At 72.1% G+C, this 23,376-nt stretch carries 23 protein-coding genes and 1 riboswitch; of the genes, 14 read left to right on the top strand and 9 right to left on the bottom strand.

The genetic code is table 11. The features are described from left to right. Positions 1-7: 7 nt before the first annotated feature. Positions 8-508: a hypothetical protein gene (locus ACZ6A9_RS30255; protein ID WP_228969824.1), complete on the bottom strand. Its 501-nt coding sequence runs from the start codon at positions 506-508 to the stop codon at positions 8-10. A gap of 50 nt (positions 509-558) precedes the next feature. On the opposite strand from ACZ6A9_RS30255, the gene ACZ6A9_RS30250 reads away from it, so the two are divergent. Then, positions 559-1,983, top strand: coding sequence for a M1 family metallopeptidase (locus ACZ6A9_RS30250; protein WP_468991959.1), 1,425 nt, complete (start codon positions 559-561; stop codon positions 1,981-1,983). A gap of 119 nt (positions 1,984-2,102) precedes the next feature. Here the strand turns inward: ACZ6A9_RS30250 and ACZ6A9_RS30245 are convergent, their stop codons facing one another. Further along, positions 2,103-2,678, bottom strand: a complete 576-nt coding sequence (locus tag ACZ6A9_RS30245) for a TerD family protein (RefSeq protein WP_048459028.1) — start codon at positions 2,676-2,678, stop codon at positions 2,103-2,105. A 160-nt stretch (positions 2,679-2,838) separates the two neighbouring features. Between ACZ6A9_RS30245 and arfB the strand changes: the two genes are divergently transcribed. Continuing rightward, the gene (arfB, locus tag ACZ6A9_RS30240; RefSeq protein WP_468991955.1) at positions 2,839-3,267 is read left to right on the top strand and encodes an alternative ribosome rescue aminoacyl-tRNA hydrolase ArfB; all 429 of its coding nucleotides are present in this window, start codon (positions 2,839-2,841) and stop codon (positions 3,265-3,267) included. 253 nt (positions 3,268-3,520) lie between these two features. Here arfB and ACZ6A9_RS30235 read toward each other — a convergent pair whose 3' ends face one another. Next, positions 3,521-4,105, bottom strand: coding sequence for a flavin reductase family protein (locus ACZ6A9_RS30235; RefSeq protein ID WP_468991950.1), 585 nt, complete (start codon positions 4,103-4,105; stop codon positions 3,521-3,523). Positions 4,106-4,420: 315 nt separating this feature from the next. On the opposite strand from ACZ6A9_RS30235, the gene cdgB reads away from it, so the two are divergent. Both cdgB and ACZ6A9_RS30225 read left to right on the top strand, forming a co-directional pair. Continuing rightward, positions 4,421-6,109 carry a diguanylate cyclase CdgB gene (gene cdgB / locus ACZ6A9_RS30230; RefSeq protein WP_468991947.1) on the top strand — a complete coding sequence of 563 codons (1,689 nt, stop codon included), beginning with the start codon at positions 4,421-4,423 and terminating at the stop codon, positions 6,107-6,109. A 116-nt stretch (positions 6,110-6,225) separates the two neighbouring features. Further along, on the top strand, positions 6,226-7,158 hold the full coding sequence (locus ACZ6A9_RS30225) for a carbohydrate-binding protein (protein ID WP_468991944.1): 933 nt from the start codon (positions 6,226-6,228) through the stop codon (positions 7,156-7,158). 15 nt (positions 7,159-7,173) lie between these two features. Here ACZ6A9_RS30225 and ACZ6A9_RS30220 read toward each other — a convergent pair whose 3' ends face one another. The 3 genes from ACZ6A9_RS30220 to ACZ6A9_RS30210 form a co-directional block, all read right to left on the bottom strand. Beyond that, positions 7,174-8,103, bottom strand: a complete 930-nt coding sequence (locus ACZ6A9_RS30220) for a 1-phosphofructokinase family hexose kinase (protein WP_468991939.1) — start codon at positions 8,101-8,103, stop codon at positions 7,174-7,176. Between the two features lie 120 nt (positions 8,104-8,223). Next, complete coding sequence (gene nagA, locus ACZ6A9_RS30215) at positions 8,224-9,369, bottom strand: N-acetylglucosamine-6-phosphate deacetylase (RefSeq protein WP_468991935.1); 1,146 nt, start codon at positions 9,367-9,369, stop codon at positions 8,224-8,226. Then, entirely contained in the window at positions 9,369-10,364 is a 996-nt protein-coding gene (locus ACZ6A9_RS30210) for an ROK family protein (RefSeq protein ID WP_468991932.1), read from the bottom strand. The genes nagA and ACZ6A9_RS30210 overlap by 1 nt, the downstream gene beginning before the upstream one ends. A gap of 119 nt (positions 10,365-10,483) precedes the next feature. Here ACZ6A9_RS30210 and ACZ6A9_RS30205 point away from each other — a divergent pair, with 119 nt between their 5' ends. Then, positions 10,484-11,761 (top strand): extracellular solute-binding protein, encoded by a 1,278-nt coding sequence (locus ACZ6A9_RS30205; protein WP_468991929.1) that lies wholly within the window; start codon positions 10,484-10,486, stop codon positions 11,759-11,761. A 10-nt stretch (positions 11,762-11,771) separates the two neighbouring features. After that, positions 11,772-12,020: a DUF3263 domain-containing protein gene (locus ACZ6A9_RS30200; protein WP_468991925.1), complete on the top strand. Its 249-nt coding sequence runs from the start codon at positions 11,772-11,774 to the stop codon at positions 12,018-12,020. Positions 12,021-12,203: 183 nt separating this feature from the next. Here the strand turns inward: ACZ6A9_RS30200 and otsB are convergent, their stop codons facing one another. Further along, positions 12,204-13,067, bottom strand: coding sequence for a trehalose-phosphatase (otsB, locus tag ACZ6A9_RS30195; RefSeq protein ID WP_468991919.1), 864 nt, complete (start codon positions 13,065-13,067; stop codon positions 12,204-12,206). Between the two features lie 56 nt (positions 13,068-13,123). Continuing rightward, a complete protein-coding gene (locus tag ACZ6A9_RS30190; RefSeq protein WP_468991914.1) occupies positions 13,124-14,527 on the bottom strand; it encodes an alpha,alpha-trehalose-phosphate synthase (UDP-forming) in 1,404 nt (467 codons plus the stop codon). Positions 14,528-14,683: 156 nt separating this feature from the next. On the opposite strand from ACZ6A9_RS30190, the gene ACZ6A9_RS30185 reads away from it, so the two are divergent. Then, positions 14,684-15,361: a hypothetical protein gene (locus ACZ6A9_RS30185; RefSeq protein WP_468991907.1), complete on the top strand. Its 678-nt coding sequence runs from the start codon at positions 14,684-14,686 to the stop codon at positions 15,359-15,361. Positions 15,362-15,418: 57 nt separating this feature from the next. Here the strand turns inward: ACZ6A9_RS30185 and ACZ6A9_RS30180 are convergent, their stop codons facing one another. After that, positions 15,419-16,363, bottom strand: a complete 945-nt coding sequence (locus ACZ6A9_RS30180; RefSeq protein ID WP_468991902.1) for a glucosyl-3-phosphoglycerate synthase — start codon at positions 16,361-16,363, stop codon at positions 15,419-15,421. A gap of 137 nt (positions 16,364-16,500) precedes the next feature. Then, positions 16,501-16,648: riboswitch (SAM riboswitch) on the top strand. A gap of 18 nt (positions 16,649-16,666) precedes the next feature. Between ACZ6A9_RS30180 and thrC the strand changes: the two genes are divergently transcribed. From thrC to ACZ6A9_RS30145, 7 genes are all read left to right on the top strand, one after another. Beyond that, positions 16,667-17,965: a threonine synthase gene (gene thrC / locus ACZ6A9_RS30175; RefSeq protein ID WP_468991898.1), complete on the top strand. Its 1,299-nt coding sequence runs from the start codon at positions 16,667-16,669 to the stop codon at positions 17,963-17,965. Between the two features lie 91 nt (positions 17,966-18,056). Continuing rightward, on the top strand, positions 18,057-18,332 hold the full coding sequence (locus ACZ6A9_RS30170; RefSeq protein ID WP_468991893.1) for a MoaD/ThiS family protein: 276 nt from the start codon (positions 18,057-18,059) through the stop codon (positions 18,330-18,332). 431 nt (positions 18,333-18,763) lie between these two features. Then, positions 18,764-18,967: a cold-shock protein gene (locus ACZ6A9_RS30165; protein WP_004929928.1), complete on the top strand. Its 204-nt coding sequence runs from the start codon at positions 18,764-18,766 to the stop codon at positions 18,965-18,967. Between the two features lie 325 nt (positions 18,968-19,292). Beyond that, positions 19,293-20,915, top strand: coding sequence for a chaperonin GroEL (gene groL / locus ACZ6A9_RS30160; RefSeq protein WP_228969840.1), 1,623 nt, complete (start codon positions 19,293-19,295; stop codon positions 20,913-20,915). A 255-nt stretch (positions 20,916-21,170) separates the two neighbouring features. Next, positions 21,171-22,301: an NADH:flavin oxidoreductase gene (locus ACZ6A9_RS30155; protein ID WP_468991888.1), complete on the top strand. Its 1,131-nt coding sequence runs from the start codon at positions 21,171-21,173 to the stop codon at positions 22,299-22,301. A gap of 21 nt (positions 22,302-22,322) precedes the next feature. After that, a complete protein-coding gene (locus tag ACZ6A9_RS30150) occupies positions 22,323-22,508 on the top strand; it encodes a hypothetical protein (protein ID WP_468991884.1) in 186 nt (61 codons plus the stop codon). Between the two features lie 466 nt (positions 22,509-22,974). Beyond that, a complete protein-coding gene (locus ACZ6A9_RS30145) occupies positions 22,975-23,331 on the top strand; it encodes a beta/gamma crystallin domain-containing protein (RefSeq protein WP_468991881.1) in 357 nt (118 codons plus the stop codon). The last annotated feature ends 45 nt before the right edge of the window (positions 23,332-23,376 follow it).

Raw genomic sequence — 23,376 nt, 5'->3', positions numbered from 1 at the left:
GTGAGGGTCACTTCAGGCGGGGGTAGCGGGCCTGGAGGGTCCAGATGGCCGGGTTCTCGGCGAGGTCGTCGTGGAGGTCGGTGAGGTCGGCGACGAGGTCGTGGAGGAAGTCGCGGGCCTCGCGGCGCAGTGCGGAGTGGGAGAAGGTCAGCGGGGGTTCGGAGGCGGGCAGCCATTCCGCTTCGATGTCCACCCAGCCGAAGCGGCGCTCGAAGAGGAGACGGTCGGTGGACTCGGTGAAGTCCAGTTCCGCGTACTGGGGGCGGGAGGCGCGGGAGCCGGCCGGGTCCTGGTCGATGCGCTCGACGATGTCGCACAGGGCCCACGCGAAGTCGAGGACCGGCACCCATCCCCAGGCTGTGGACAGTTCGCGGTCCGTCTCGGTGTCGGCGAGGTAGACGTCGCCGCAGAACAGGTCGTGGCGCAGGGCGTGGACGTCCGCGCGGCGGTAGTCGGTCTGCGGGGGGTCGGGGAAGCGGTGGGAGAGGGCGTAGCCGATGTCGAGCACGTGGGTGATGGTGTCACGGCCGGGCGTACCGGCCCTCATAGGATCCGGGAGTGCGCTCCTACCGCCCCCGTTCCGGTCCCCGCAGTGTCGCCGCCGTGCTGCTCGCGGTGTCGCTGGCGGCGTGCGGGAGCGGTGCGGGGAGCGGTGCCGAGGGTGCGGGCGGCTCCGGGGCGGGCGATCCGTACTTCCCGCGGTCGGGCAACGGGGGCTATGACGTCCTCCATTACGACCTCGTTCTCTCCTACGATCCGGAGGCCCGCCACCTCACCGGTGCCGCGACGGTCACCGCCCGCGCGACGCGGGACCTCACGGCGTTCAACCTCGATCTGGAGGGTCTCGACGTCGAGGCCGTCACGGTCGGCGGCGCGCGTGCCCGGTGGAGCCGGGACGGCCAGGAGCTGACCGTCCGGCCGCGTGAGGCGCTCGACCGTGACGCGCGTTTCCGGGTCGTCGTCCGCTACTCCGGCGCGCCGGAGACGGTGACCGACCCGGACGGTTCCGAGGAGGGCTGGCTGCGTACCGCCGACGGTGCGGTGGCCCTGGGGCAGCCGGTCGGTTCGATGGCGTGGTTCCCGGGCAGTCACCACCCTTCCGACAAGGCGACGTACGGGGTGACGGTCACCGTGCCGGAGGGGCTGCGGGTGGTGTCGAACGGGGAGCCGGCCGGGGAGGAGACGAGGGAGGGCCGGACGACCTTCCGGTGGCGCACGGCCGAGCCGATGGCGAGCTACCTCGCCACCGTCGCGATCGGCAGGTACGAGATCGGGCGGACCACGACCGGGAGCGGGCTGCCCGTGTACACGGCTGTCGACCCCGGGCAGGCGGGTGCGAGCCGTGCGGTGCTGGCGCGGCTGCCGGAGGTGGTGGAGTGGGCGGAGCGGACCTTCGGGCCGTACCCGTTCTCCTCGGCCGGGGCGGTCGTGGAGCGTCCCGAGGACGTGGGGTACGCCTTGGAGGCGCAGAACCGTCCGGTCTTCCCCGGAGCACCGGACATGGCCCTGCTGGTGCACGAGATCGCCCACCAGTGGTACGGCAACTCCGTGTCCCCGCGGACCTGGCGTGACATGTGGCTGAACGAGGGTTTCGCGACGTACGCGCAGTGGCTGTGGCAGGAGGAGCACGGCGGTGGCAGCGCGCAGCAGACGTTCGACGCGCTGTACGCCGGCGGGTACTTCCCGGACGCGGGGAGCAACGAGGCGTTGTGGGCCTTCCCGCCGGCCGACCCGCCGGACGCGGCGAGCATCTCCGCCACGCCGGTGTACTGGCGTGGCGCGATGGTGCTGCACAAGGTGCGGCAGACGGTCGGTGACGAGGCGTTCGGCGCGCTGCTGAAGGGCTGGGCGCGCGAGCACCGGCACGGCAACGCGGACACCGCCGCCTTCACGGCGTACGTGGAGAGGTCCGCCCCGGGTGAGGACTTCGAGGGGATCTGGGAGGAGTGGCTGTACGGGGAGGGCAGGCCGGAGCGGCCCTGAGCCGGGTCCTGTCGTCCTGCCCGGGGTGGCCGTGTCCGCCGTGCGGGGAGGCCGCACGGCCGGAGCCCCGGCCCCGCGGGAAGCGGGGGGGCGGGGCTCCGGTGCGGGAACGGTGTCCGTCAGACGTTCACACCGAAGTCCTGGGCGATGCCGACGAGGCCGGAGGCGTAGCCCTGGCCGACGGCGCGGAACTTCCACTCCGCGCCGTTGCGGTACAGCTCGCCGAAGACCATGGCGGTCTCGGTGGCGGCGTCCTCCGACAGGTCGTAGCGGGCGATCTCGGCGCCGCCGGCCTGGTTGACGATGCGGATGTAGGCGTTGCGGACCTGGCCGAAGTTCTGCGAGCGGTTCTCGGCGTCGTAGATCGACACCGGGAAGACGATCTTGTCGATGTCGGCCGGGAGCGCGGCCAGGTTGACGTTGATCGCCTCGTCGTCGCCCTCGCCCTCGCCGGTGCGGTTGTCACCGGTGTGGACGATGGTGTTGTCCGGGGTCTGCTTGTTGTTGAAGAACACGAAGTGGGCGTCGGAGTAGACCTTGCCCTGCGTGTTGACCGCGATCGCCGAGGCGTCGAGGTCGAAGTCCGTGCCGGTGGTGGTGCGGACGTCCCAGCCGAGGCCCACGGTGACGGCGGTCAGGCCCGGAGCCTCCTTGGTGAGCGAGACGTTGCCACCCTTGGACAGGCTTACAGCCATTGTTGGGAGTCCCTTCCCTCGTTTACGTACGGCTATGAAGCTACAGCTACCACCTTGAACGCCGGAGGGGGTGCGCGAGGTTCCGGGTCTCTTTACTTTCTTTACCCGACTGCGGATATTCGGGTGACGTGGTCGGTGCGGGCGCGGGAACCTGTATGTCATGTCCGGTCCCTATGTCGTACGCGGCTCCGTCTCCCTGCCCGAGGCCGAGCTCATGTGGCGTTTCTCCAGGTCGTCCGGGCCCGGCGGACAGCACGTCAACACCAGCGACACGCAGGTCGAACTGCGGTTCGACCTCGCTCGGACCGAGGCGCTGCCCGAGGTGTGGAAGCAGCGGGCGCTGGAGCGGCTGGCGGGGCGGCTGACCGACGGGGTGGTGACGGTGCGCGCATCGGAGCACCGGTCGCAGTGGCGCAACCGCGAGACCGCCGCGGTGCGGCTGGCGGCTCTGCTGGCCGAGGCGAGCGCGCCGCCGCCGAAGCCGCGCCGGCCGACGCGCATCCCGCGGGGGATCAACGAGCGGCGGTTGCGGGAGAAGAAGCAGCGGTCGGAGACGAAGCGGGGGCGCTCCGCGCGGGACTGGGGGTGACCCCCCAGGCTCCCCCTCGGGCGTGACCCCGGGCCTGGTCGCGTGGTGCGTGTCGGGTGGGTCACCGCTGCGGGGGGCCGGTGGGTCCCTGCGGGTTCGTCGTGGCGGGTCGCGCAGTTCCCCGCGCCCCTGGGGGCGTTGCCGCGGGCGGGTTGCGGAGGCCCGCGCCGCTTCGGGGCGCGTTCCGGAGTGTCGTGCCGCTCGGGGGAAATCCCTTTCGTGACAGGGGATGTCGGTGGCCGGGGTGGGACGGTCAGCCCAAGTGCCGGTAACGGCCCCGGAAATACGTCAGCGGGCCGCCTTCCGCGCTCGGTACGCGGGCGGTCATGACACGGCCGATCACCAGGGTGTGGTCCCCGGCCGGCACCCGCTGCTCGGTGCGGCACTCCAGGGTCGCCAGCGCGCCGCCCACCAGGGGGGCGCCGCTGTACTCGCCCCGCCGGTAGGGGATGTCCGCGAACAGCAGCCGGTCGCTGATGCGGCCCTTCATCGAGAAGCGGCCCGCGATGTGCCGCTGGCTCTCGGAGAGGACGGAGACCCCCCACACCGGCTGTTCGTCGAGGAGTTCGTCCATGCGGGAGCCCTCACGCAGGCTGACCAGCACCAGCGGGGGATCCAGGGAGACGGAGAGGAAGGCGGTCGCGGTCATGCCGACGTCCTCGCCGTCCGGCGCCCCCGGGTCGTCCGGGTCCAGCGGCGGCTCCTTCGCGGTCACCAGGACCACGCCGGCGGCCAGGCGGGACATGGCGGCACGGAACTCGTCGTTGCTCACCCCCTCAGCATGCCGGGCGGGCGGCGGAACGGTGATCGTGGCCGGGGCGGCGGGAGTGTTCAGCACACCGGGAACGCTAATCTCCGCCGCACGGGCACCGCATCGGCCCCCGGCCCGAGCCGGGACCTAGGACCAACGCCCGATCCGGGCACATCTCCTGCCCAACCGCCGTGAAAACCGTGTTCGGTGAGGCACGGGGAAACGACGGAGGGACTGCGCAATTGTTCACGTTTAGCTGTGACTTGAGTCACAAGGGGCAGATATTGTTGACCCTGTGTACCGAGTGGGCAGCGCGCTGTGATTCAGTGGCGGGGAAGCTGGTACGACGATACGCCGAAGAGAACCCTTGATTCGCTCCGAGGTCTCGGGGGGAGGGCGAGGATGGAGACCGAGTCGGAACCCTACGTCCGTCTTGCGGCGCTGCGGCAACTGCATCAGGCGATGGCCGACATGAACACGGCGCGCAGTCTGGCGGACACGTTGCAGACGGTCGCCGACGGAGTCGTGGGCGCCCTCGGGTACGAGCTGGCGGCCGTCAACCTCGTACGGCCCGACGGTGACCTCGTGGTCGCCGCGCTGGCCGGGAACTCCGCCGCCGAGGCCCTCATCACGGGACGGGCCGGCTCCCGCGAGTCCTGGGACCGCCGCCTGAACATGGGCGAACGCTGGGGCGACCTGGTCTTCATACCGCACACCGAGGGCTGGGTCCTCGACGACGACGACGTCCCGCAGTGGTACACCGACGGTCCCGCGCCCCGCTTCGAGGACGAGTGGCACCCCTCCGACCGGCTCTTCGCCCCCATGTACGCTCCCGGCCCGCAGGGCGGCGGCACCTCCGGCGAACTGGTCGGCGTGCTCTCCGTGGACCGCCCGCGCAACGGCCGGCGGCCCGGCGCCTGGGGCCGCGAGGCCCTCCAGATGTACGCCTTCCAGGCCGCCATCGCGATCAGCAACGCGCGCCTGCGTGCGAACATGCAGCGCGCCCTGGTCCGCCTGGAGCGCGACCAGCAGGCGCTCAGGGCCAGCGAGGAGAGCTTCCGGCAGGCCTTCGAGTACGCGCCCTCCGGCATGGCCATCGCCGAGATGGGCGGCGACCAGCACGGACGCATCCTGCGCACCAACGACGCCCTGTGCCGCCTCCTGGGCCGCCCCGCCTCCGCGATGCGCCGCTACTCCTTCTCCGACCTCGTCCACCCCGAGGACATCGGCACCCTGCTGCGCACCTCCGCCGAGGGCGGGCGGGCCGAGCTGCGCCTCGGCCGCCGCGACGGCACCTACGTGTGGGTCTCGCTGCGCAACTCCGTCGTCGCCGACGCCGCCGACGGCCCCCGCTTCCTGCTCACCCACGTCGAGGACATCGAGGAGCGCAAGCGCCGCGAGCTCCAGCTCGCCCACCGCGCCTCCCACGACTCGCTCACCGGACTGCCCAACTCCGCCGAGCTGCGGTCGCGCCTGTCCTCGCGGCTGTGCCGGCAGCAGCCGCAGAGCGCGCTGCCGGCCGACGTCGAGTCCATGGCCCCCTACGAGTCCTTCGACTCCCACGACGCCGCCTACGGCCCGCCCGTCTTCGACCGGGGGCACGACTTCGACTTCCCGCCGGACACCGAGGGGTACGACGGATTCGACCGTCATGTGCACACCGTCGCGCCCGCCGCGGAGTTCGACGACGGCGCCAAGGGGCTCGCGGTGCTCTTCTGCGACCTCGACGGCTTCAAGTCGATCAACGACCGGTTCGGGCACAACGCGGGTGACGCGGTGCTCATCGAGGTGGCCCGCCGGCTCAGCAACGGCGTGCGGGACGGTGACACCGTCGCCCGGCTCGGCGGCGACGAGTTCGTGATCCTCGCCGACGGGCTCGGGCGGGCGGACGCCCAGGACCTCGCCGTGCGGCTGCGCAACGAGATCATCCAGCCCATCCGGGCCGAGGGACGGGCCGTGCGGGTCGGCGCCAGCTTCGGCATCGGATGGGCGCACTGCGGGATGACGGCGGACGAAGTGCTGAAGTCCGCTGACGAACGGATGTACGTCGAGAAACGATCTCGTCCCAAACAGCACAGACGTGCGGGATGATGCGCAGGTCAGTGCGTTGATGCCGTCGACGCCACCCGATCGGCTCAGGGGGACCGGGTAGGCTCGCCTTCTTCGCACACGTACCGCACCCGATCCGCAGCTAGGAGCACCAAGGGATGACGCCCGGCAACAACGGCGCGAGCACGCCCGAGGACGACGACCCGTTCGGCTACCTCTACGCCGACGGGCAGGCCAACGGGGCCCAGCCGCCGTCCGGGGGTTACGGCTACCCGAACTCGGTCAACCGGGTGCGGCCGGTCGGAACCCGTCAGTACGGCCAGCAGGCGCCCGCCCCGCAGGCACCTCCGCAGCAGGGCACCTACGGCCAGCCCAGCGCCCACTACGCCGCCCCGGAGACCCTGCCGGGCGGCGCCACCACGACCCAGTCGCACCAGCCGTCGCACGGTGGTGGCGGCCGGGGCCGCGGACCCAACACCAAGGGCCTCCTCATCGGCGCGATCGCCGTGGTCGCCGCGGTCGTCATCGGCATCGGCGTCGCCATGCTCGGCGGGGACGACGACGACAAGGGCGGCAACCAGGCCGACGCGGGCCCGACCCAGAGCCAGGACGAGGGCAGGCCGAGCCCGTCGGCGAGCCAGGGCGGGGCGGACGACGAGAAGGCCGAACTGCCCACCATCGACGCGAAGGCGCTCCGCCTGGACGGGGGAGCGGCGCTCGCCTCGGACGTCAAGGGAGCGAAGGCCGACGGCGGCGTCTACGTGACGGGCTTCAACGCGGTGGGTTCCAAGGTCACCTGGACGGTCAACGGCATCAAGGCGGACACCTACCGCTTCTACGCGCGCTACGGCATTCCCGGTGTGGACGCCGACGCCACGCTGGTCGTCAACGGCAAGCCGGCCTCCCGCCCGCTGAACATGAAGAACTTCGGCGGGACGCCCGAGGGCGACTTCGAAAAGGGCTGGCAGACCACCTGGGCCAACGTCAACCTGAGCGACGGCACCAACACCATCGAGGTCGTCTGCAACGAGGGCAACAAGTGCAACGCCAACCTCGACCAGTTCTGGCTCGAAGAGGAGCCGAACGCCTAGGGGTGCCGACACCCCCTAGGCCGCGTTCGACTCCCTGGTCACCGTGACGCCGGGCAGCAGCTCCTCGTAGGCGGACCGGTCGAACTCGCCCGCCACCGGGGAGAGGACCGTCGCCGCGGACAGGGCCACCGCGCGGGACAGCGCGGCCGGCCACGACTGCCGCTCGACCAGGGCGGACAGCAGGCCCGCGACGGCCGAGTCGCCCGCGCCGGCCGGGTTGCCGTGGAGGCGGGCCGGTGGGGCGGCGCTCCAGCGCGAGTCCGGGGTGACCGCGAGGAGGCCCTGCGCGCCCAGTGAGGCGACCACCGTGCCGGCGCCTCGGCGGCGGGCGTCCTGGGTGGCGCGCAACGGCTCGTGGGAGCCGGTGAGTTCGGCCAGTTCGTCGGCGTTGGGCTTGAGGATGTCAGGACGGCCGGCGACCCCCCGGCGCAGCGCGGCGCCACTGGTGTCCAGGAGCGTCGGGACACCGGCCGCGCGGGCGGTGCGGAGCAGGCCCGCGTACGCGCCCACCGGGACGCCCGGGGGCAGGCTGCCGCACAGGGCCACCGCCGAGGCCGACGCCAGCAGGTCCTCGTACACCTCCTGGAACGCCGACCACTCGGCGTGGTGCACGGTGGGGCCGGGCTCGTTGAGCTGGGTGGTGTCGCCGGAGCGCCCGTCGACGACGGCGACGGTGCGCCGGGTCGTGCCGGCGATCGGGACCAGCGCGTCGGTCAGGTGCGGCACCCCGGTGAGCAGGTCACGCAGGACGCGGCCCGTCGTGCCGCCCGAGAAGCCGGTCACGGTCACCTCGTGGCCGAGGGCGGCGAGTACCCGGGCCACGTTGACGCCCTTGCCGCCCGGGCGTTCCGTCACCTCGGAGACCCGGTGGGAGGAGCCCGCCCGCAAGGACGGTACGCGGTAGGTGATGTCGAGAGCGGTGTTCAGCGTGACCGTGAGGATCACCGGGCCGACCTCCCCCTCTTGCCTGCGCTTTCGCGTGTCCCGGGGCCACGATCATGCCAAACGGACGGCGGTCGGCCCACCCCTCGAACCGGCCGCCGCCCGCGCTGACTGCGGGACGATTCAGCCCAGTTGGGGATCGACCACCCATTCCCCCCGGCGCATCACGCCCACCAGGTCGAATCCGGCGTCGAGAACCACCAGGTCGGCGTCCTTCCCGGGCTCCAGGGAGCCGATCCGGTCGTCCAGGCCGAGCAGGCGCGCCGGGTTGGCGGAGATCGCCGCGACGACGTCCTCCACGGGCAGTCCGTCCACCGTCACCGCCCGCTTGAAGGCGCGGTCCAGGGTGAGCGTGGAGCCGGCGATCGAGCCGCCCTCCACCAGCCGGGCCACCCCGTCCGCGACCTCGACCTCCATCGGGCCGAGCATGTAGCGGCCGTCGCCGAAGCCGGCCGCGTCCATCGCGTCGGTGATGAACGCGACCCGGTCCCGGCCCGCGTGGTGGAAGGCCAGCTGGAGCGCGGCCGGGTGCAGGTGCGTGCCGTCGTCGATCAGCTCGACGGTGACCCGCTCGTCCTCGAGGAGCGCGGTGATCGGGCCCGGGGCGCGGTGGCCGAGCGGGGGCATCGCGTTGAACAGGTGGGTGGCGACCGTGGCGCCCGCGTCGACGGCCTGGAGCGTCTGTTCGTAGGTGGCGTCGGTGTGGCCGACGGCCGCGATCACACCGTGCTCGGCGAGCAGCCGTACGGAGTCCAGGCCGCCCGGCAGTTCGGTGGCCAGCGTCATCATCCGCGCCTGCCCGTGCGCCGCGTCGATCAGCTTGCGCACCTCGGCCGGGTCGGGGTCGCGCAGCAGCTGCTCGTCGTGCGCGCCTTTGCGGCAGGGGGAGATGAACGGTCCCTCGAAGTGGATGCCGGCGATGTCGCCCTGCTGGGCCAGCTCCGCCAGCATCCCGGCGTGCCGGGCGAGGAAGTCCAGGTCGCCGGTGACGGCGGAGGCGACCAGGGTGGTGGTGCCGTGCGCGCGGTGGGTGCGCACGCCCCGGAGGACGTCCTCGGCGGTGCCGCTCGCGAAGGACGCCCCGCCGCCGCCGTGGTTGTGGATGTCGACGAAGCCGGGGACCAGCCAGTGGCCGGAGACGTCGACCGTCTCGGCGGTGTCGGGTGCCGTGGTGGCGATCCGCGCGCCCTCGACGATCACGCGGCCGTCGTCCACGGTCCCGGTGGGCAGGACCACCCGGGCACCGGCGAGAACCTTGGTGGGGGCCATCAGGTGGTTACCTCCGACGGGTCAGTGGGGTGTGGGCTGGTGGGGTCTGGGCCGGTGGGATCGGTGGAGCCGCTGGTGTCGTCGATCAGGTCCCAGGCGAGCAGCCCCGCGCCCAGGCATCCGGCGGTGTCCCCGAGGGCCGCGGGCACCAGGGGCGGCAGCTTCTGGAAGGTGACCCGCCGCCGGACGGCCTCCCGCAGCGGCGTGAACAAGGTTTCCCCGGCCTCGGCGAGCCCGCCACCGATGATCAGTACCCGGGGGTCCAGCAGGGTGAGGGCGGTGACCAGCCCGTCGGCGAGCGCGTCCACCGCCTCCTGCCACACCTGGCGGGCCCGGGCGTCACCTGATGCGACGGCCTTCGCGCAGTCCGCCGCGTCCGCGCCCGGGTCACCGCAGGCGGCCGCCCACGCCTCGCTCACCGCCGCCGCGGACGCGAACCGCTCCAGACAGCCGCGCTGCCCGCACGGGCAGGGGGCGCCCCCCGGCCGTACGACGATGTGGCCGATCTCGCCCGCGAATCCGTGCGCGCCCGCCTCCACCCGGCCGTCGATGCCGATGGCGCCCGCGATCCCGGTGCCCAGCGGCACGAAGAGGAAGCGGTCGGCGCCCCGGCCGGCTCCGATGCGGCCCTCGGCGAGGCCGCCGGTGCGCACGTCGTGGCCGAGGGCGACGGGGACGCCGCCGAGCCGCTCGGTGAGCAGCGTCCGCAGGGGGACGTCGCGCCAGCCGAGGTTGACCGCGTGGACGGCGACGCCCTGCGCCTCGTCGACGATCCCGGGGACGGCGACACCGGCGGCGGACGCGGCCTCACCGAGCCGGTCGACGCCGTGGGCGCGCAGTTCGGCCGCGAAGTCGAGGATGCCCGCGACGACCGCGTCCGGGCCGCGTCCGCGGCCGGTGGGCCGGCGGGCCCGGTGCAGCAGCTCGCCGTCCGCCCCGACCAGGGCGGCCTTCATCCCGGTGCCGCCCACGTCGAGGGCGATGACATGTTTCACGGGGAACAGTGTGGACCGGCGACCCACAAGAGGTCTAGTCCACTTGCATGGTGTAGACCTTATTCCGATTATCGAAAAGTTTCGGGACGGCGCGGGGCGCCGGGGTAGGGGCAGGGCACGTGCAGCGGCGGGTCAGGACGAGGGCGATCGCGGCGGTGTCCGCGCTGGGACTGACGGGAGTGCTCGGCGGATGCGGAACCGGCGGCGGGTCGTCCGACGTGACGCTGACCCTCGTCGCCGCCGACTACGGCGACAGCGCGGCCAACAGCTCCAAGAAGTACTGGGCCGACCTGGTCGAGCGGTACGAGGCCGACCACCCCGGAGTGAAGATCGAGGTCAGCGTCCACTCCTGGAACGACGTCGACCGCGAGGTCAAGGAGATGGTCGACGCCGGTGACGCGCCGGACATGGCGCAGATCGGCGCGTACGCCGACTACGCGGCCGAGGGCAAGCTCTACAGGGCCGGCGACCTGCTCTCCATACCCGTACAGGCCGACTTCCTCCCCCAGCTCGCCGAGGCGGGCCAGGTCGACAGCGTCCAGTACGGCATGCCGTTCGCCGCGTCCACGCGCGTGCTGTTCTACAACAAGGACCTGTTCGCCGAGGCCGGCCTCACCCCGCCGGCCACCTGGGACGACATCGCCGAGAACGCCGCGGCGCTCGACGCGAAGGGCGTGAAGTACCCCTACGCGCTGCCGCTCGGCCCGGAGGAGGCGCAGGCCGAGACGATGCAGTGGCTGCTCAGCGGCGACGGCGGCTACACCGACCTCGGCGGCACCTACGGCATCGACTCCACGGAGAACGTGACGACCTTCACCTGGCTGCGGGACGAACTGGTCGGCAAGGGCCTCACCGGCCCCGTCGAGCCGGGCAAGCTCGACCGGGCCGACGCGTTCGAGGCGTTCGCCGCGGGCGAGGTCGGCATGCTCAACGGGCATCCCTCGCTCATGGAGACGGCCGGGAAGAAGGGCGTGAAGTACGGCATGGTGCCGACACCGGGTGTGGACGGCGTGAGCGGGTCCACGCTCGGCGTCGCCGACTGGATGACGGCCTTCGACGAGAACGGCCACCGCGACCAGGTCGGCGACTTCCTCGACTTCGTCTACAGCGAGGAGAACGTCCTGAAGTTCTCCCGCGAGTACAACCTGCTGCCGGTCACCGGGTCCGCGTCCCGGGCGATGGCCGCCGGCGGGCAGGACGAGGACCTCCAGCCGTTCCTGGACCAGTTGCCCACCTCGGAGCTCTACCCGGTCGGCAAGACCTCCTGGGCGGCGGTCAACGCGGCGGTCAAGAAGCAGATCGGCAAGGCGGTGACGCGCGGCGGCAGCCCCGCCGGGGTGCTGGGCGGGCTCCAGGCGGCGGCTTCGCGGGCGGAGAGCGTGGAGCGGGCGGAGTAGCCTGCGGGGCATGGAGCAGGGGGATGCCGAAGAGGGCGGGCTGGGCCGGCGGGAGCGGGACATCCTCGCGCTGGAGCGCCGGGGGTTCGCCGCGCCCGGGGTGAAGGAGCGGGCGATCCGGGAGGAGCTGGGGCTGGCGCCGGTGCGGTACTTCCAGCTGCTGAACGCCTTGCTGGACGATCCGCGGGCGCTGGCCCACGACCCGGTGACGGTCAATCGTCTGCGCCGGATACGGGAGCGGCGGCGCGCGGAGCGGTGAGCGCGCGTGGTTCCGGGCACCGGTGTGTTCCGCCCCCGCCGCCCTTGCCCGTTCCGTCCCTGGCGCCGCCCCCCAGACCCCCTTCGGCCCTGAGCGGGCCTCGTCCTCGAACGCCGGAGGGGCTGACCTCCAGCCCTTCCGGCCGTCGAGGAGCGGGGGCCCGGGGCAGCGGACCCGGACCCGTCAGGGCATGCGGGCCGCGAGGGCGTGCAGCAGGCGTACGACGCCGGGCGGGCCGTCGGTCACCACGTCCGCGCGTTCGCGCAGTTCGGTGACCTCCTCGCTGCCGCTGCAGACGAGGAGGCCGGGGGTGCCGGCGGCGCGGAGTTTGTCGACGGCGGTGAAGGCGGCGAGGTCGCCGAGGTCGTCCCCGGCGTAGAGGACCGCGCCGGCGCCGATCTCCCGGGCGTACTCCATGAGGGCGACACCCTTGTCCATGCCGGGCGGGCGCAGTTCCAGGACCATGCGGCCGGGCTCGACGACGAGGCCGTGCCGGGTGGCGAGGTCGGTGAGCGGCTCGCGCAGGGCCTCGAAGGCGGCCTGCGGATCGGCGGCCCTGCGGGTGTGGACGGCCACCGCCCGGCCGCCCTTCTCCTCGATCCAGGTGCCCTGCCAGGCGCCGAACCGGTCGAGCAGTCCCGGCAGTTCCGCGCGGGCGGTGGCGACGCCGGGGTGCGGGGCGGGCGCGGTGACGGTGCCCGTCACGGCGTCCCAGCGTTCGGCCCCGTAGTGGCCGAGGACGACGAGGTGTTCCAGTCCGGGGACGCCCGCGAAGCCGCCGTGGCGGACCGCGACGCCCGCGGGACGGCCGGTGACGACCGCGACCGCGGCCACCTTCGGGGCGAGCGCGGCGAGCGCGGGCACCGCGTCGGGGTGCGCGCGGGCCTGCTCCGGGTCGGGCACGATCGGCGCGAGCGTCCCGTCGAAGTCGAGCCCGATCAGCGCCTTGCCCGGGTGGGAGAGCAGCGCCTCGAGACCCTCCCGCCCGGCCGGTGTGGCGGGCGTCGGCAGGGCGCTCGGGTCCGTGGAATCCGTGTGGCTGGCCATACGCCCAACCTATCCACGGTCGCCCCCTCGCACGCCTGCCCGATCGGCCATACCGGTCAGGCGGGCGCCGGACCGTCCCGCAGCGCGTTCAGCTGGTCCAGGAACCAGCGGGCCGGGGGGAGGGCGGTCGCCGACGCGGCCAGGCGTTTGGTGCGGTCGGCGCGTTCGTCCGGGCCCATCGTCAGGGCCTCGTGCAGGGCGCGGGCGGTGTCCATCACGTCGTAGGGGTTGACCGTGATCGCGTCCTCGCCCAGTTCCTCGTGGGCGCCCGCCTCCCGCGACAGCACCAGCGCGCAGCCCGCGTCGGAGACCACCGGGACCTCCTTGGCGACCAGGTTCATGCCGTCGCGGATGGGGTTGACCAGGGCCACGTCCGCCAGCCGGTACGCGGCGAGCGAGCGGGCGAAGTCGTCCCTGACGTGGAGGACGACCGGCCGCCAGTCCGGGGTGCCGTACCGCTCGTTGATCTCCTCCGCGACCCGCTGCACCTCGGCGGTGTACTCGCGGTACACGGCGAGGTCCTGCCGGGAGGGGTAGGCGAAGGCGACGTGCACGACGCGTTCGCGCCACTCGGGACGGTCGTCCAGGAGCTGCCGGTACGCCAGCAGTCCGCGCACGATGTTCTTGGACAGCTCGGTGCGGTCGACCCGGACGATCGCCCGGCGCCCCTCGCCGATCTCGTTCCGGAGCGTGGCGATCCGCTCCTCGACGTCCGCCTCGTGGGCGCGGGCGCGCAGGAATCCGGCGTCGGCGCCCAGGCCGTGCACCCCGATCTCCGTGTCCCCGGGCCCGCCCGCGAACCGCTCGCAGCACGCGGTGAACGCGTCCGCCCAGCGGTGGGTGAGGAAGCCGAGCCGGTCGGCGCCGAGCATCCCGCGCAGCACCTGCCGCGCGATGTCGTCGGGCAGCATCGCGAAGTACTCCGGCGGCGCCCACGGGGTGTGCGAGAAGTGCCCGATGCGCAGGTCGGGGCGGAGTTCGCGGAGCATCCCGGGGACGAGGGTGAGGTGGTAGTCCTGCACCAGGACGGCCGCGCCCCGCGCCGCCTCCTCGGCCAGCGCCTCGGCGAACGCGCGGTTGAAGCTCTCGTACGACGCCCACTGGCGGCGGAACCCGGCGTCGAAGACCGGCTCCAGCGGTGTCTGGTACAGCATGTGGTGCACGAACCACAGCACCGAGTTGGCGATGCCGTTGTACGCGTCCGCGTGCACGTCCGCCGGGATGTCCAGCATCCGCACGCCGTCCTCGCCGACCCCGCGCCGCACGGCCTCGCGGTCGCCGTCGGACAGGGCCGAGCACACCCACAGCGCGCCCGCCTCGGGGCCGATCGCCGAGAGGCCGGACACCAGCCCGCCCCCGCCCCGTTTGGTCCGCAGTGACCCGTCGTCCGCGACCTCGTACGAGACCGGCCCCCGGTTGGAGGCGACCAGGACCTGAGCAGCACCGAAGCTTGAAGCCATACGCCTCAACCTAGCCAGGCCCCCGGGGCCTCAAACGTGCCGCCGCGTCACGTCGGCGGCGATGCGGTCGCGCCCCTTGTGGAGAAGTTGTGAACGGTATGAAGATGTGCGGTGCACATTTCAACTATGCGGGGGGTGGGTGCGATGCGGATACGCATGCCCGGAGACGTTCGCCGACTGACCGGTACGACGGCGATGATCGCGGCCTGTGCGCTGGCCCTGGCCGGCTGCGGCGACGGGGACAGCGGCACGGAGGGCGCGGCGCAGCCGGCCGTGGCGGCCACCACGACGGCGCAGAGCGGCAGCCCCGCCCCTGAGCCGTCCGCCACCACGCAGACGCCGACCCCGACACCGACACCCACCCCGACGCCCGTCACGCTGTCCGACCACACGGGCGGGCGCGTCGGGACGGCCGTCGCCGCGGCGGAGCAGGCCGGCCTCGGCTACACCGTCCGCCTGGAGGGCACCGGCCGCGAGGCCTCCTCCTGGGGCGCGGGCGAGAAGGTCTGCGAGCAGACCGACGCATCGGACGGCGTGACCTTCACCGTCGCGCGCGACGGCCGCGACTGCGGCGGGCGCCTGCTGCACACCCCGAAGCCCACCCCGACCCCGCAGCCGGCGCGGACCCGGGACACGGGCGGCAGCGGCGGCACCGGGGGAGGCGGCACCGCCGGCTGCGAACTCACCAGCCCGGCCGGGAACTGCTACGCCGACGGCCAGTTCTGCGCCGCCAAGCACCGGGGCCTGAGCACCCACGGCCGCGGCGGCGAGTACCTGACCTGCTCCCTCGACTCCGGCGGCAGGTGGCGCTGGTCGGACGGCGTCGCCGGCTGACGGCCGGGAGCCCGGTGCGGCGCGCTGGGCCGCCCGGCGCGCCCGGTGCCGGGTGGATCAGGCCACCCGGCGCGCCTGGTACTCGGCGATGTCCGTCATCGGCGGCCGCTCCTCGGTGTCGACGGGGTACGTCCGGGGCTCGAAGGCGGCGCCCCGGCGCTCGAACTGGGTGAGCGCCGGGCGGATCAGGTGGGCGCGGGCCAGGCGCAGCTGGGCGGTGCGGTAGATCGCGGCGGCCATCCGGCCGAGGGCCTGTCCGTCCTGGTGCCGGTGCTTGCGCACCCCGACGTCGACCTGGGCCAGCGCGTCCAGACCCACCAGGTGCAGGGCGTCGACCAGCATGCCGAGCTCGATGCCGTAGCCGACGGGGAAGGGGAGCCGCTCCAGCAGGGAGCGGCGGGCCGCGTACTCGCCGCCCAGCGGCTGGACGAAGCCCGCCAGCTGCGGCCAGTGCAGGTTCAGCAGCGGCCGGGCCATCAGTTCGGTGACCCGGCCGCCCTGGCCGGCGGCCGCGCCGAGGGGGCGGTCGTACATGGCCTTGACCAGGTGGATGTCCGGTTCGGTGAGGAGCGGGCCGACGATGCCGGTGACGAAGTCGGAGGAGAACTCCCTGAGGTCGGCGTCGACGAAGCACACGATGTCGCCGCGGGTGACCAGCAGCGACCGCCACAGCACCTCCCCCTTCCCGGGCACCGCCGGTATGCGGGGGAGTATCGCGTCCCGGTGCACCACCGTCGCGCCCGCCGCCGCCGCGACGGCGGACGTGCGGTCGGTGGATCCGGAGTCGACCACCACCACCTCGTCGACCAGCGGGCAGCGGAGCATCAGGTCGCGGCGGATCACCGACACGATGTCGCCGACCGTCGCCTCCTCGTTCAACGCGGGCAGGACCACGCTCACCGTCCGGCCCGTGGCGCGTTTCGCCGCCAGGACCCGGTGGAGCGGGCGGTCGGTCACCGACCACGAACGGTCGGTCAACCAGCGCTCGACTTCTTCCAGCACGGTTCCGGGCTCCTCACTGACCTGGTGATCCATCTCGCGGTTCGGACGACTATCTCAACCACCCAGGCCTTCGGTTACAGTCTTGAGCAACGCCGGGGGGCCTCGCATGTCGGGGCCACCGCGCGACAACTGAACACCGCTCATCCAGAGGGGCAGAGGGATACGGCCCGATGAAGCCCCGGCAACCCTCCAGTCGGTTCCTGTCACGCGGACGTGGCGAGGCTCCCGGCTAGGGAAGGTGCCAAATCCGTCTCACGGCGAGATGCGTCGTGAGGAAGATGAGGAGAAAGGGCCTCGCCTCACATGGCTGTGCAGACCGTTGCAAGCACCACCGACTCCACCACCGCGAACGCCGTCGACCTGGGCCACGCCGCCGCGCTCTCCTGCCGCGAATGCGGCCACCGCGTGCCCCTCGGCCCCGTCTTCGCCTGCGAGGAGTGTTTCGGCCCGCTGGAGATCGCCTACGACTTCTCGGCCTACGACACCGAGAAGCTGCGGAGCCGGATCGAAGCGGGACCCGCGAACATCTGGCGCTACGCGCCCCTGCTGCCCGTCCCGGCGGACGTGGCCGGCAAGCCCAACCTGAACCCGGGCTGGACCAAGCTCGTCCAGGCCGACAACCTGGCCCGCGAGCTGGGCGTCGACCCCGGCAGGCTCTTCGTCAAGGACGACTCCGGCAACCCCACGCACTCCTTCAAGGACCGTGTCGTCGCCCAGGCCCTGGAGGCCGCCCGCGCCTTCGGCTTCACCACCCTCTCCTGCTCCTCCACCGGCAACCTGGCCGGCGCGGTCGGTGCCGCCGCCGCCCGGGCGGGCCTGCGCTCCTGCGTGTTCATCCCGCACGACCTGGAGCAGGGCAAGGTCGTCATGGCCGCCGTCTACGGGGGCGAGCTGGTCGGCATCGAGGGCAACTACGACGACGTGAACCGTTTCTGCTCCGAGCTGATCGGCGACCCGGCCGGCGAGGGCTGGGGCTTCGTCAACGTCAACCTGCGGCCGTACTACGCGGAGGGGTCCAAGACCCTCGCGTACGAGATCTGCGAGCAGCTCGGATGGCGGCTGCCCGACCAGATCGTCGTCCCGATCGCCTCCGGCTCGCAGCTCACGAAGATCGACAAGGGGCTGCAGGAGCTGATCGCGCTCGGGCTCGTCGAGGACAGGCCGTACAAGATCTTCGGTGCACAGGCGGAGGGGTGCTCGCCGGTGTCCACCGCGTACAAGGCGGGCCACGACGTCGTACGGCCGCAGAAGCCGGACACCATCGCCAAGTCGCTGGCGATCGGCAACCCGGCGGACGGGCCGTACGTGCTGGACATCGCGCGGCGCACGGGCGGTGCGGTGGAGGACGTGAACGACGCGCAGGTGGTCGACGCGATCAGACTGCTGGCGCGGACCGAGGGCATCTTCGCGGAGACCGCGGGGGGCGTGACCGTCGGGGTCACCCGGAAGCTCCTGGACAGCGGGGCACTCGACCCGTCGCTGACCACCGTGGTGCTCAACACCGGGGACGGCCTGAAGACGCTGGACGCGGTCGCGGGGACGGGGCTGACCGCGACGATCCGGCCCAGCCTGGAGTCGTTCCGGGAAGCCGGACTCGTCTGAGGGCTGCTTCACCGTCGTCGTCCGCGGGTCGCTGGGGCTGGTCGCGCAGTTCCCCGCGCCCCTGGTAAGTCATCCGACCGGAGGTTTTCACGTGAGCGTCACCGTCCGTATCCCCACCATCCTGCGTACGTACACCGGCGGCAAGGCCGAGGTGAGTGCCGAGGGGGCGACCCTCGGGGAGGTCATCTCGGACCTGGAGAAGAACCACACCGGGATCGCCGCCCGGGTGCTGGACGACCAGGGCAAGCTGCGCCGGTTCGTCAACGTCTACGTCAACGACGACGACGTGCGGTTCGAGCAGGGGCTCGACACGGTCACCCCGGACGGGGCCGGCGTGTCGATCATTCCGGCGGTCGCCGGAGGCTGATCATTACCTTCGGTAATGACGGTTACCGAGCGTTTGGCTCATTGCCCCCTCCGTGAGAGATCCGGAGGGGACAATTCCATGGGATTGAGCGCGGTAGAGTTGGGGAACGCGCTCCCGATCCACTGATCGAGCACACTGAATTCCTGCCGCGGATCCGACTGGATGTAGCCAAAGTGTGGGCACTCTACGCGGCATTTGTGACCTTTGTCCGGCCCGACTTGCCCTGAAAAGGGGAGAAATCCCGCCACATTCCGGACCGGTGTCGTCCAGATTTCTCGTCCGATTGACCTGTTGCAGACGGCAGTTGGACAGATACATTCAGCCGCGGTCGACGCGTTCCGGCGCACGCCCCCAACCGTTTGGGGGGTGAGGTCTGACCCGGGTCCGCGAAGTGTGGATCTGTGCAAGGGCCAGTAATAGGGGAGTTAGGCATGGCTCAGGGCACCGTCAAGTGGTTCAACGCGGAGAAGGGGTACGGCTTCATCGCGGTCGACGGTGGTGCGGATGTTTTCGTCCACTACAGCGCGATCCAGATGGACGGCTACCGCACCCTCGAAGAAGGCCAGCGGGTCGAGTTCGAGATCTCGCAAGGTCAGAAGGGCCCGCAGGCCGACATGGTTCGTCTCAGCGCCTGAACGCGCTACCTGCCGCAAGCATCTTCTGCCGACGAAGGGCCCGTACCTCCCCTTGGGGGTGCGGGCCCTTCGCCGTGCCCGGCCTCCCCGTCGTGTTCGCGCGCGGCTGAGTACCCCCGGGTACTCCCCCCAGGCGCTTGCACTCGCATGGGTCGAGTGCTAATCATTGCGTTAGCACTCTGAAGGTGAGAGTGACAACGAAGGACCGGGTCGGTGAGGCCCGCAGGTCGCGTGGGGCAAGGAACCACGGGGCCGGCGAGCCGTCCGTCGCGGGCGCGGGCGCGGTCCGAAGGAATCACCCCCAGTCCTGGAGGGACCACTTCACATGGCCAAGATCATCGCGTTCGACGAGGAGGCGCGGCGCGGCCTCGAGCGCGGCATGAACCAGCTCGCGGACGCCGTCAAGGTGACGCTCGGCCCCAAGGGCCGCAACGTCGTCCTCGAGAAGAAGTGGGGCGCCCCCACGATCACCAACGATGGTGTGTCCATCGCCAAGGAGATCGAACTCGAGGACCCGTACGAGAAGATCGGCGCCGAGCTGGTCAAGGAAGTCGCCAAGAAGACGGACGACGTCGCCGGTGACGGTACGACCACCGCGACCGTTCTCGCCCAGGCCCTGGTCAAGGAGGGCCTGCGCAACGTAGCCGCCGGCGCCAACCCGATGGCCCTCAAGCGCGGTATCGAGAAGGCCGTCGAGGCCGTCTCCGGTGCCCTGCTGGAGCAGGCGAAGGACGTCGAGACCAAGGAGCAGATCGCCTCCACGGCCTCCATCTCCGCCGCCGACACCCAGATCGGCGAGCTCATCGCCGAGGCCATGGACAAGGTCGGCAAGGAAGGCGTCATCACCGTCGAGGAGTCCCAGACCTTCGGTCTGGAGCTGGAGCTCACCGAGGGTATGCGCTTCGACAAGGGCTACATCTCGGCGTACTTCGCCACCGACATGGAGCGTATGGAGGCCGTCCTCGACGACCCGTACATCCTGATCGCGAACTCCAAGATCTCCAACGTCAAGGACCTGCTCCCGCTGCTGGAGAAGGTCATGCAGTCGGGCAAGCCGCTGCTGATCATCGCCGAGGACGTCGAGGGCGAGGCCCTGTCGACCCTGGTGGTCAACAAGATCCGCGGCACCTTCAAGTCCGTCGCCGTCAAGGCCCCGGGCTTCGGCGACCGCCGCAAGGCCATGCTCGGCGACATCGCCATCCTCACGGGCGGCGAGGTCATCTCCGAGGAGGTCGGCCTCAAGCTGGAGAACGCGACGATCGACCTGCTGGGCAAGGCCCGCAAGGTCGTCATCACCAAGGACGAGACCACCATCGTCGACGGTGCCGGCTCGGCCGACCAGGTCCAGGGCCGCGTGAACCAGATCCGCGCCGAGATCGACAACAGCGACTCGGACTACGACCGCGAGAAGCTGCAGGAGCGCCTGGCGAAGCTCGCCGGCGGCGTCGCGGTCATCAAGGCCGGTGCCGCCACCGAGGTGGAGCTCAAGGAGCGCAAGCACCGCATCGAGGACGCCGTGCGCAACGCCAAGGCGGCCGTCGAGGAGGGCATCGTCGCCGGTGGTGGCGTGGCCCTGCTGCAGGCCTCCCAGGTCTTCGAGAAGCTGGAGCTCGAAGGTGACGAGGCGACCGGCGCCAACGCCGTGAAGCTCGCGCTGGAGGCCCCGCTGAAGCAGATCGCCGTCAACGGTGGTCTCGAGGGCGGCGTCGTCGTGGAGAAGGTCCGCAACCTCCAGGTCGGCCACGGCCTGAACGCCGCGACCGGCGAGTACGTCGACATGATCGCCGAGGGCATCATCGACCCGGCGAAGGTGACCCGCTCTGCCCTGCAGAACGCCGCCTCCATCGCCGCACTGTTCCTCACCACCGAGGCCGTCATCGCCGACAAGCCGGAGAAGAACGCGGCCCCGGCCGGCGGCGGCATGCCGGGCGGTGACATGGACTTCTGATCCTCCCGAGGATCGGATCCGTCCGTCAGTACGACCGAGGGCGGCACCCCCTGTTCCGACAGGGGGTGCCGCCCTCGGGCGTTCCGGGCGGCGGTCGCCGCTCCGCCTTCCGGCAGGGCGCGCAGGAGGTGCTCCGTGACGGAGGCCACACCTTGCCTCCGGGGGAATTCCCCCTGGGGGCCTGCTGGTTGACGCCGAACGTGCAGTGCATGCGCATGCACATACTCGTTGGTACGCGAAGCAGAGGAGCCCCACGTGACCGTCACCTCCCCGGACACCGCCGCCCGAGCCGCGGGAATGCTCTCCCGGCCCGTCGCGATCAACGGCCTCACCGTCCCCAACCGCATCGCCATGGCGCCGATGACCCGGATGTTCTCGCCGGGCGGCGTCCCCGGTGAGGACGTCGTGTCCTACTACTCCCGTCGCGCCGCCGCCGGTGTCGGGCTGATCGTCACCGAGGGCACGTACGTGGGGCACGAGTCCGCCGGGCAGAGCGACCGGGTGCCGCGGTTCCACGGGGAGGAGCAGCTGGCGGGCTGGGCGAAGGTCGCCGAGGCGGTGCACGCGGCGGGCGGCACGATCGTGCCGCAGCTCTGGCACATCGGCATGGTCCGCGAGCAGGGCCAGGCGCCCTACCCCCAGGCCCCGGCGGTCGGCCCGTCCGGGGTGCGCACGGACGGCACCGAGGGCACGGGCAAGGCGATGACGCAGGCCGACATCGACGACGTCGTCGCCGCGTTCGCGCGGGCGGCCGCGGACGCCGAGCGCATCGGCTTCGACGGCGTGGAGTTGCACGGTGCCCACGGCTACCTCATCGACCAGTTCCTGTGGTCCGGCACCAACCGTCGCACCGACTCCTACGGCGGCGACCCGGTGGCCCGCGCGAAGTTCGCCGCGGAGGTCGTGGCCGCGGTGCGCGCGGCCGTGTCGCCGGAGTTCCCCGTCATCTTCCGCTACTCGCAGTGGAAGCAGGACGCCTACGACGCCCGGCTCGCCGAGACGCCCCAGGAGCTGGAGGCGATCCTCGCCCCGCTCGCCGCGGCCGGTGTCGACGCCTTCCACGCGTCCACGCGCCGCTACTGGCTCCCGGAGTTCGAGGGCTCCGACCTCAACCTGGCCGGCTGGACGAAGAAGCTGACCGGCAAGCCCGTCCTCACCGTCGGCTCCGTCGGTCTGAACGGGGAGTTCCTCGAGGCGTTCCAGGGGCGGGGTGCCGAGCTCGGTGGCCTCGACGACCTGCTCGACCGGATGGAGCGCGACGAGTTCGACCTCGTCGCCGTCGGCCGCGCGCTGCTCCAGGACCCGAACTGGGCCGCCAAGGTGCTGGCCGGCCGCTTCGACGAGCTGGCGCCGTACGACGCGGCGTCCCTGAAGACGCTCAGCTGAGCCGAGTCGACCGTCCCCGTGGTGCGGCGCCCCCGGCGGAAGGGGGCCGGCAGCCTCAACACGCTGATGCGCTCCATCGGCACGTCCGTCTCGGGCGCCGTCGCCGGTGTCGTCCTGGCGCAGATGACCACGCGGTTCGGCCCGTACACGCTGCCCGGCGAGGACGGCTTCCGTACCGGCCGGCGCTCGGCGCGGTGGCCGCGCTGATCGGCTTCGCCATCGCCGCGTTCATCCCGCGCCGGCGTGCCGCGGCGACGCCCGCGGCCGCCGAGGACGCGTCCGGGACGGCCGCCGAGGCCTCCAGGGCGTAGATCCCGCCGCCGTGACGACGGCCGCCGTACCGGGCTTCCCGGAACGGCGGCCGTTCGTCGTCCCGCCGGACGGCGAACGACGGGTGGACGGCCCGAGCCCGCCCTCTACCTCTGGTTGGACGCGGCAATCGTCCCCCGGCCGGAGGAGACGGGGGCGGCACCGACCGTAGTGTCGATCATGTCCGGAGAGGCCGCCCCCACCCGCTTCTCCCGGCGCCTTCCCGCGCCGGGAGCCCGCCCCGACCGCCCCGCACCGTCGCCGGCCGGTCGCCGCCCGCGGGCACTCCGGCGCACCCCCTCCCGCGGATCCACCGGATCCCTCCCGCTGCCGTCCGCCGGCACCGTCCCGAGAGAGCACCGACATGAGAAGACCCGCCCTGCGCGCCGCGTCCCTGGCCGCCTTCGCGGCCGCCGCCCTCACCGTCCTGCCGGCCGGTCAGGCACACGCCATCAACAAGACCGTCTGCGGGGGCTGGCTCCCGGACCTCGACCTCACCCACGTCGTCAACGCGGACGGGCGGGACCACCACTGCTTCGCCAACGCGGGCGGCATGGACGTGGCGATCTACGACATCGACCTCGTCACGTCCGGGAACAACAAGGTGACCGTCACGTACCAGCAGAGGCTGGGCGGGGCGACGGAGACCGTGACGCTGGAGAAGTGGCAGCGGCGTGACTTCAACAGCGCGCACAAGATCTCCCGGATCCGGATCCACTGAGCCGCCCGGCCCGCCCCCTCCCGCCACGACCGCACGCAAGGAAGA

The organism is Streptomyces sp. NPDC041124, from assembly GCF_055592385.1.
The sequence above is the reverse complement of the archived record's forward strand: the minus strand, read 5'-3'. Positions and strand labels throughout refer to the sequence as shown.

Bases quoted from the DNA above. Each gene is read 5' to 3' on its own strand.
- groL (WP_228969840.1), top strand. From the start codon at position 19,293: ATGGCCAAGATCATCGCGTTCGACGAGGAGGCGCGGCGCGGCCTCGAG.
- ACZ6A9_RS30145 (WP_468991881.1), top strand. From the start codon at position 22,975: ATGAGAAGACCCGCCCTGCGCGCCGCGTCCCTGGCCGCCTTCGCGGCC.
- ACZ6A9_RS30245 (WP_048459028.1), bottom strand. From the start codon at position 2,678: ATGGCTGTAAGCCTGTCCAAGGGTGGCAACGTCTCGCTCACCAAGGAG.
- otsB (WP_468991919.1), bottom strand. From the start codon at position 13,067: ATGGCCAGCCACACGGATTCCACGGACCCGAGCGCCCTGCCGACGCCC.
- ACZ6A9_RS30165 (WP_004929928.1), top strand. From the start codon at position 18,764: ATGGCTCAGGGCACCGTCAAGTGGTTCAACGCGGAGAAGGGGTACGGC.
- ACZ6A9_RS30225 (WP_468991944.1), top strand. From the start codon at position 6,226: ATGACGCCCGGCAACAACGGCGCGAGCACGCCCGAGGACGACGACCCG.
- thrC (WP_468991898.1), top strand. From the start codon at position 16,667: ATGGCTGTGCAGACCGTTGCAAGCACCACCGACTCCACCACCGCGAAC.
- cdgB (WP_468991947.1), top strand. From the start codon at position 4,421: ATGGAGACCGAGTCGGAACCCTACGTCCGTCTTGCGGCGCTGCGGCAA.
- nagA (WP_468991935.1), bottom strand. From the start codon at position 9,369: ATGGCCCCCACCAAGGTTCTCGCCGGTGCCCGGGTGGTCCTGCCCACC.
- ACZ6A9_RS30190 (WP_468991914.1), bottom strand. From the start codon at position 14,527: ATGGCTTCAAGCTTCGGTGCTGCTCAGGTCCTGGTCGCCTCCAACCGG.
- ACZ6A9_RS30185 (WP_468991907.1), top strand. From the start codon at position 14,684: ATGCCCGGAGACGTTCGCCGACTGACCGGTACGACGGCGATGATCGCG.
- ACZ6A9_RS30200 (WP_468991925.1), top strand. From the start codon at position 11,772: ATGGAGCAGGGGGATGCCGAAGAGGGCGGGCTGGGCCGGCGGGAGCGG.
- arfB (WP_468991955.1), top strand. From the start codon at position 2,839: ATGTCCGGTCCCTATGTCGTACGCGGCTCCGTCTCCCTGCCCGAGGCC.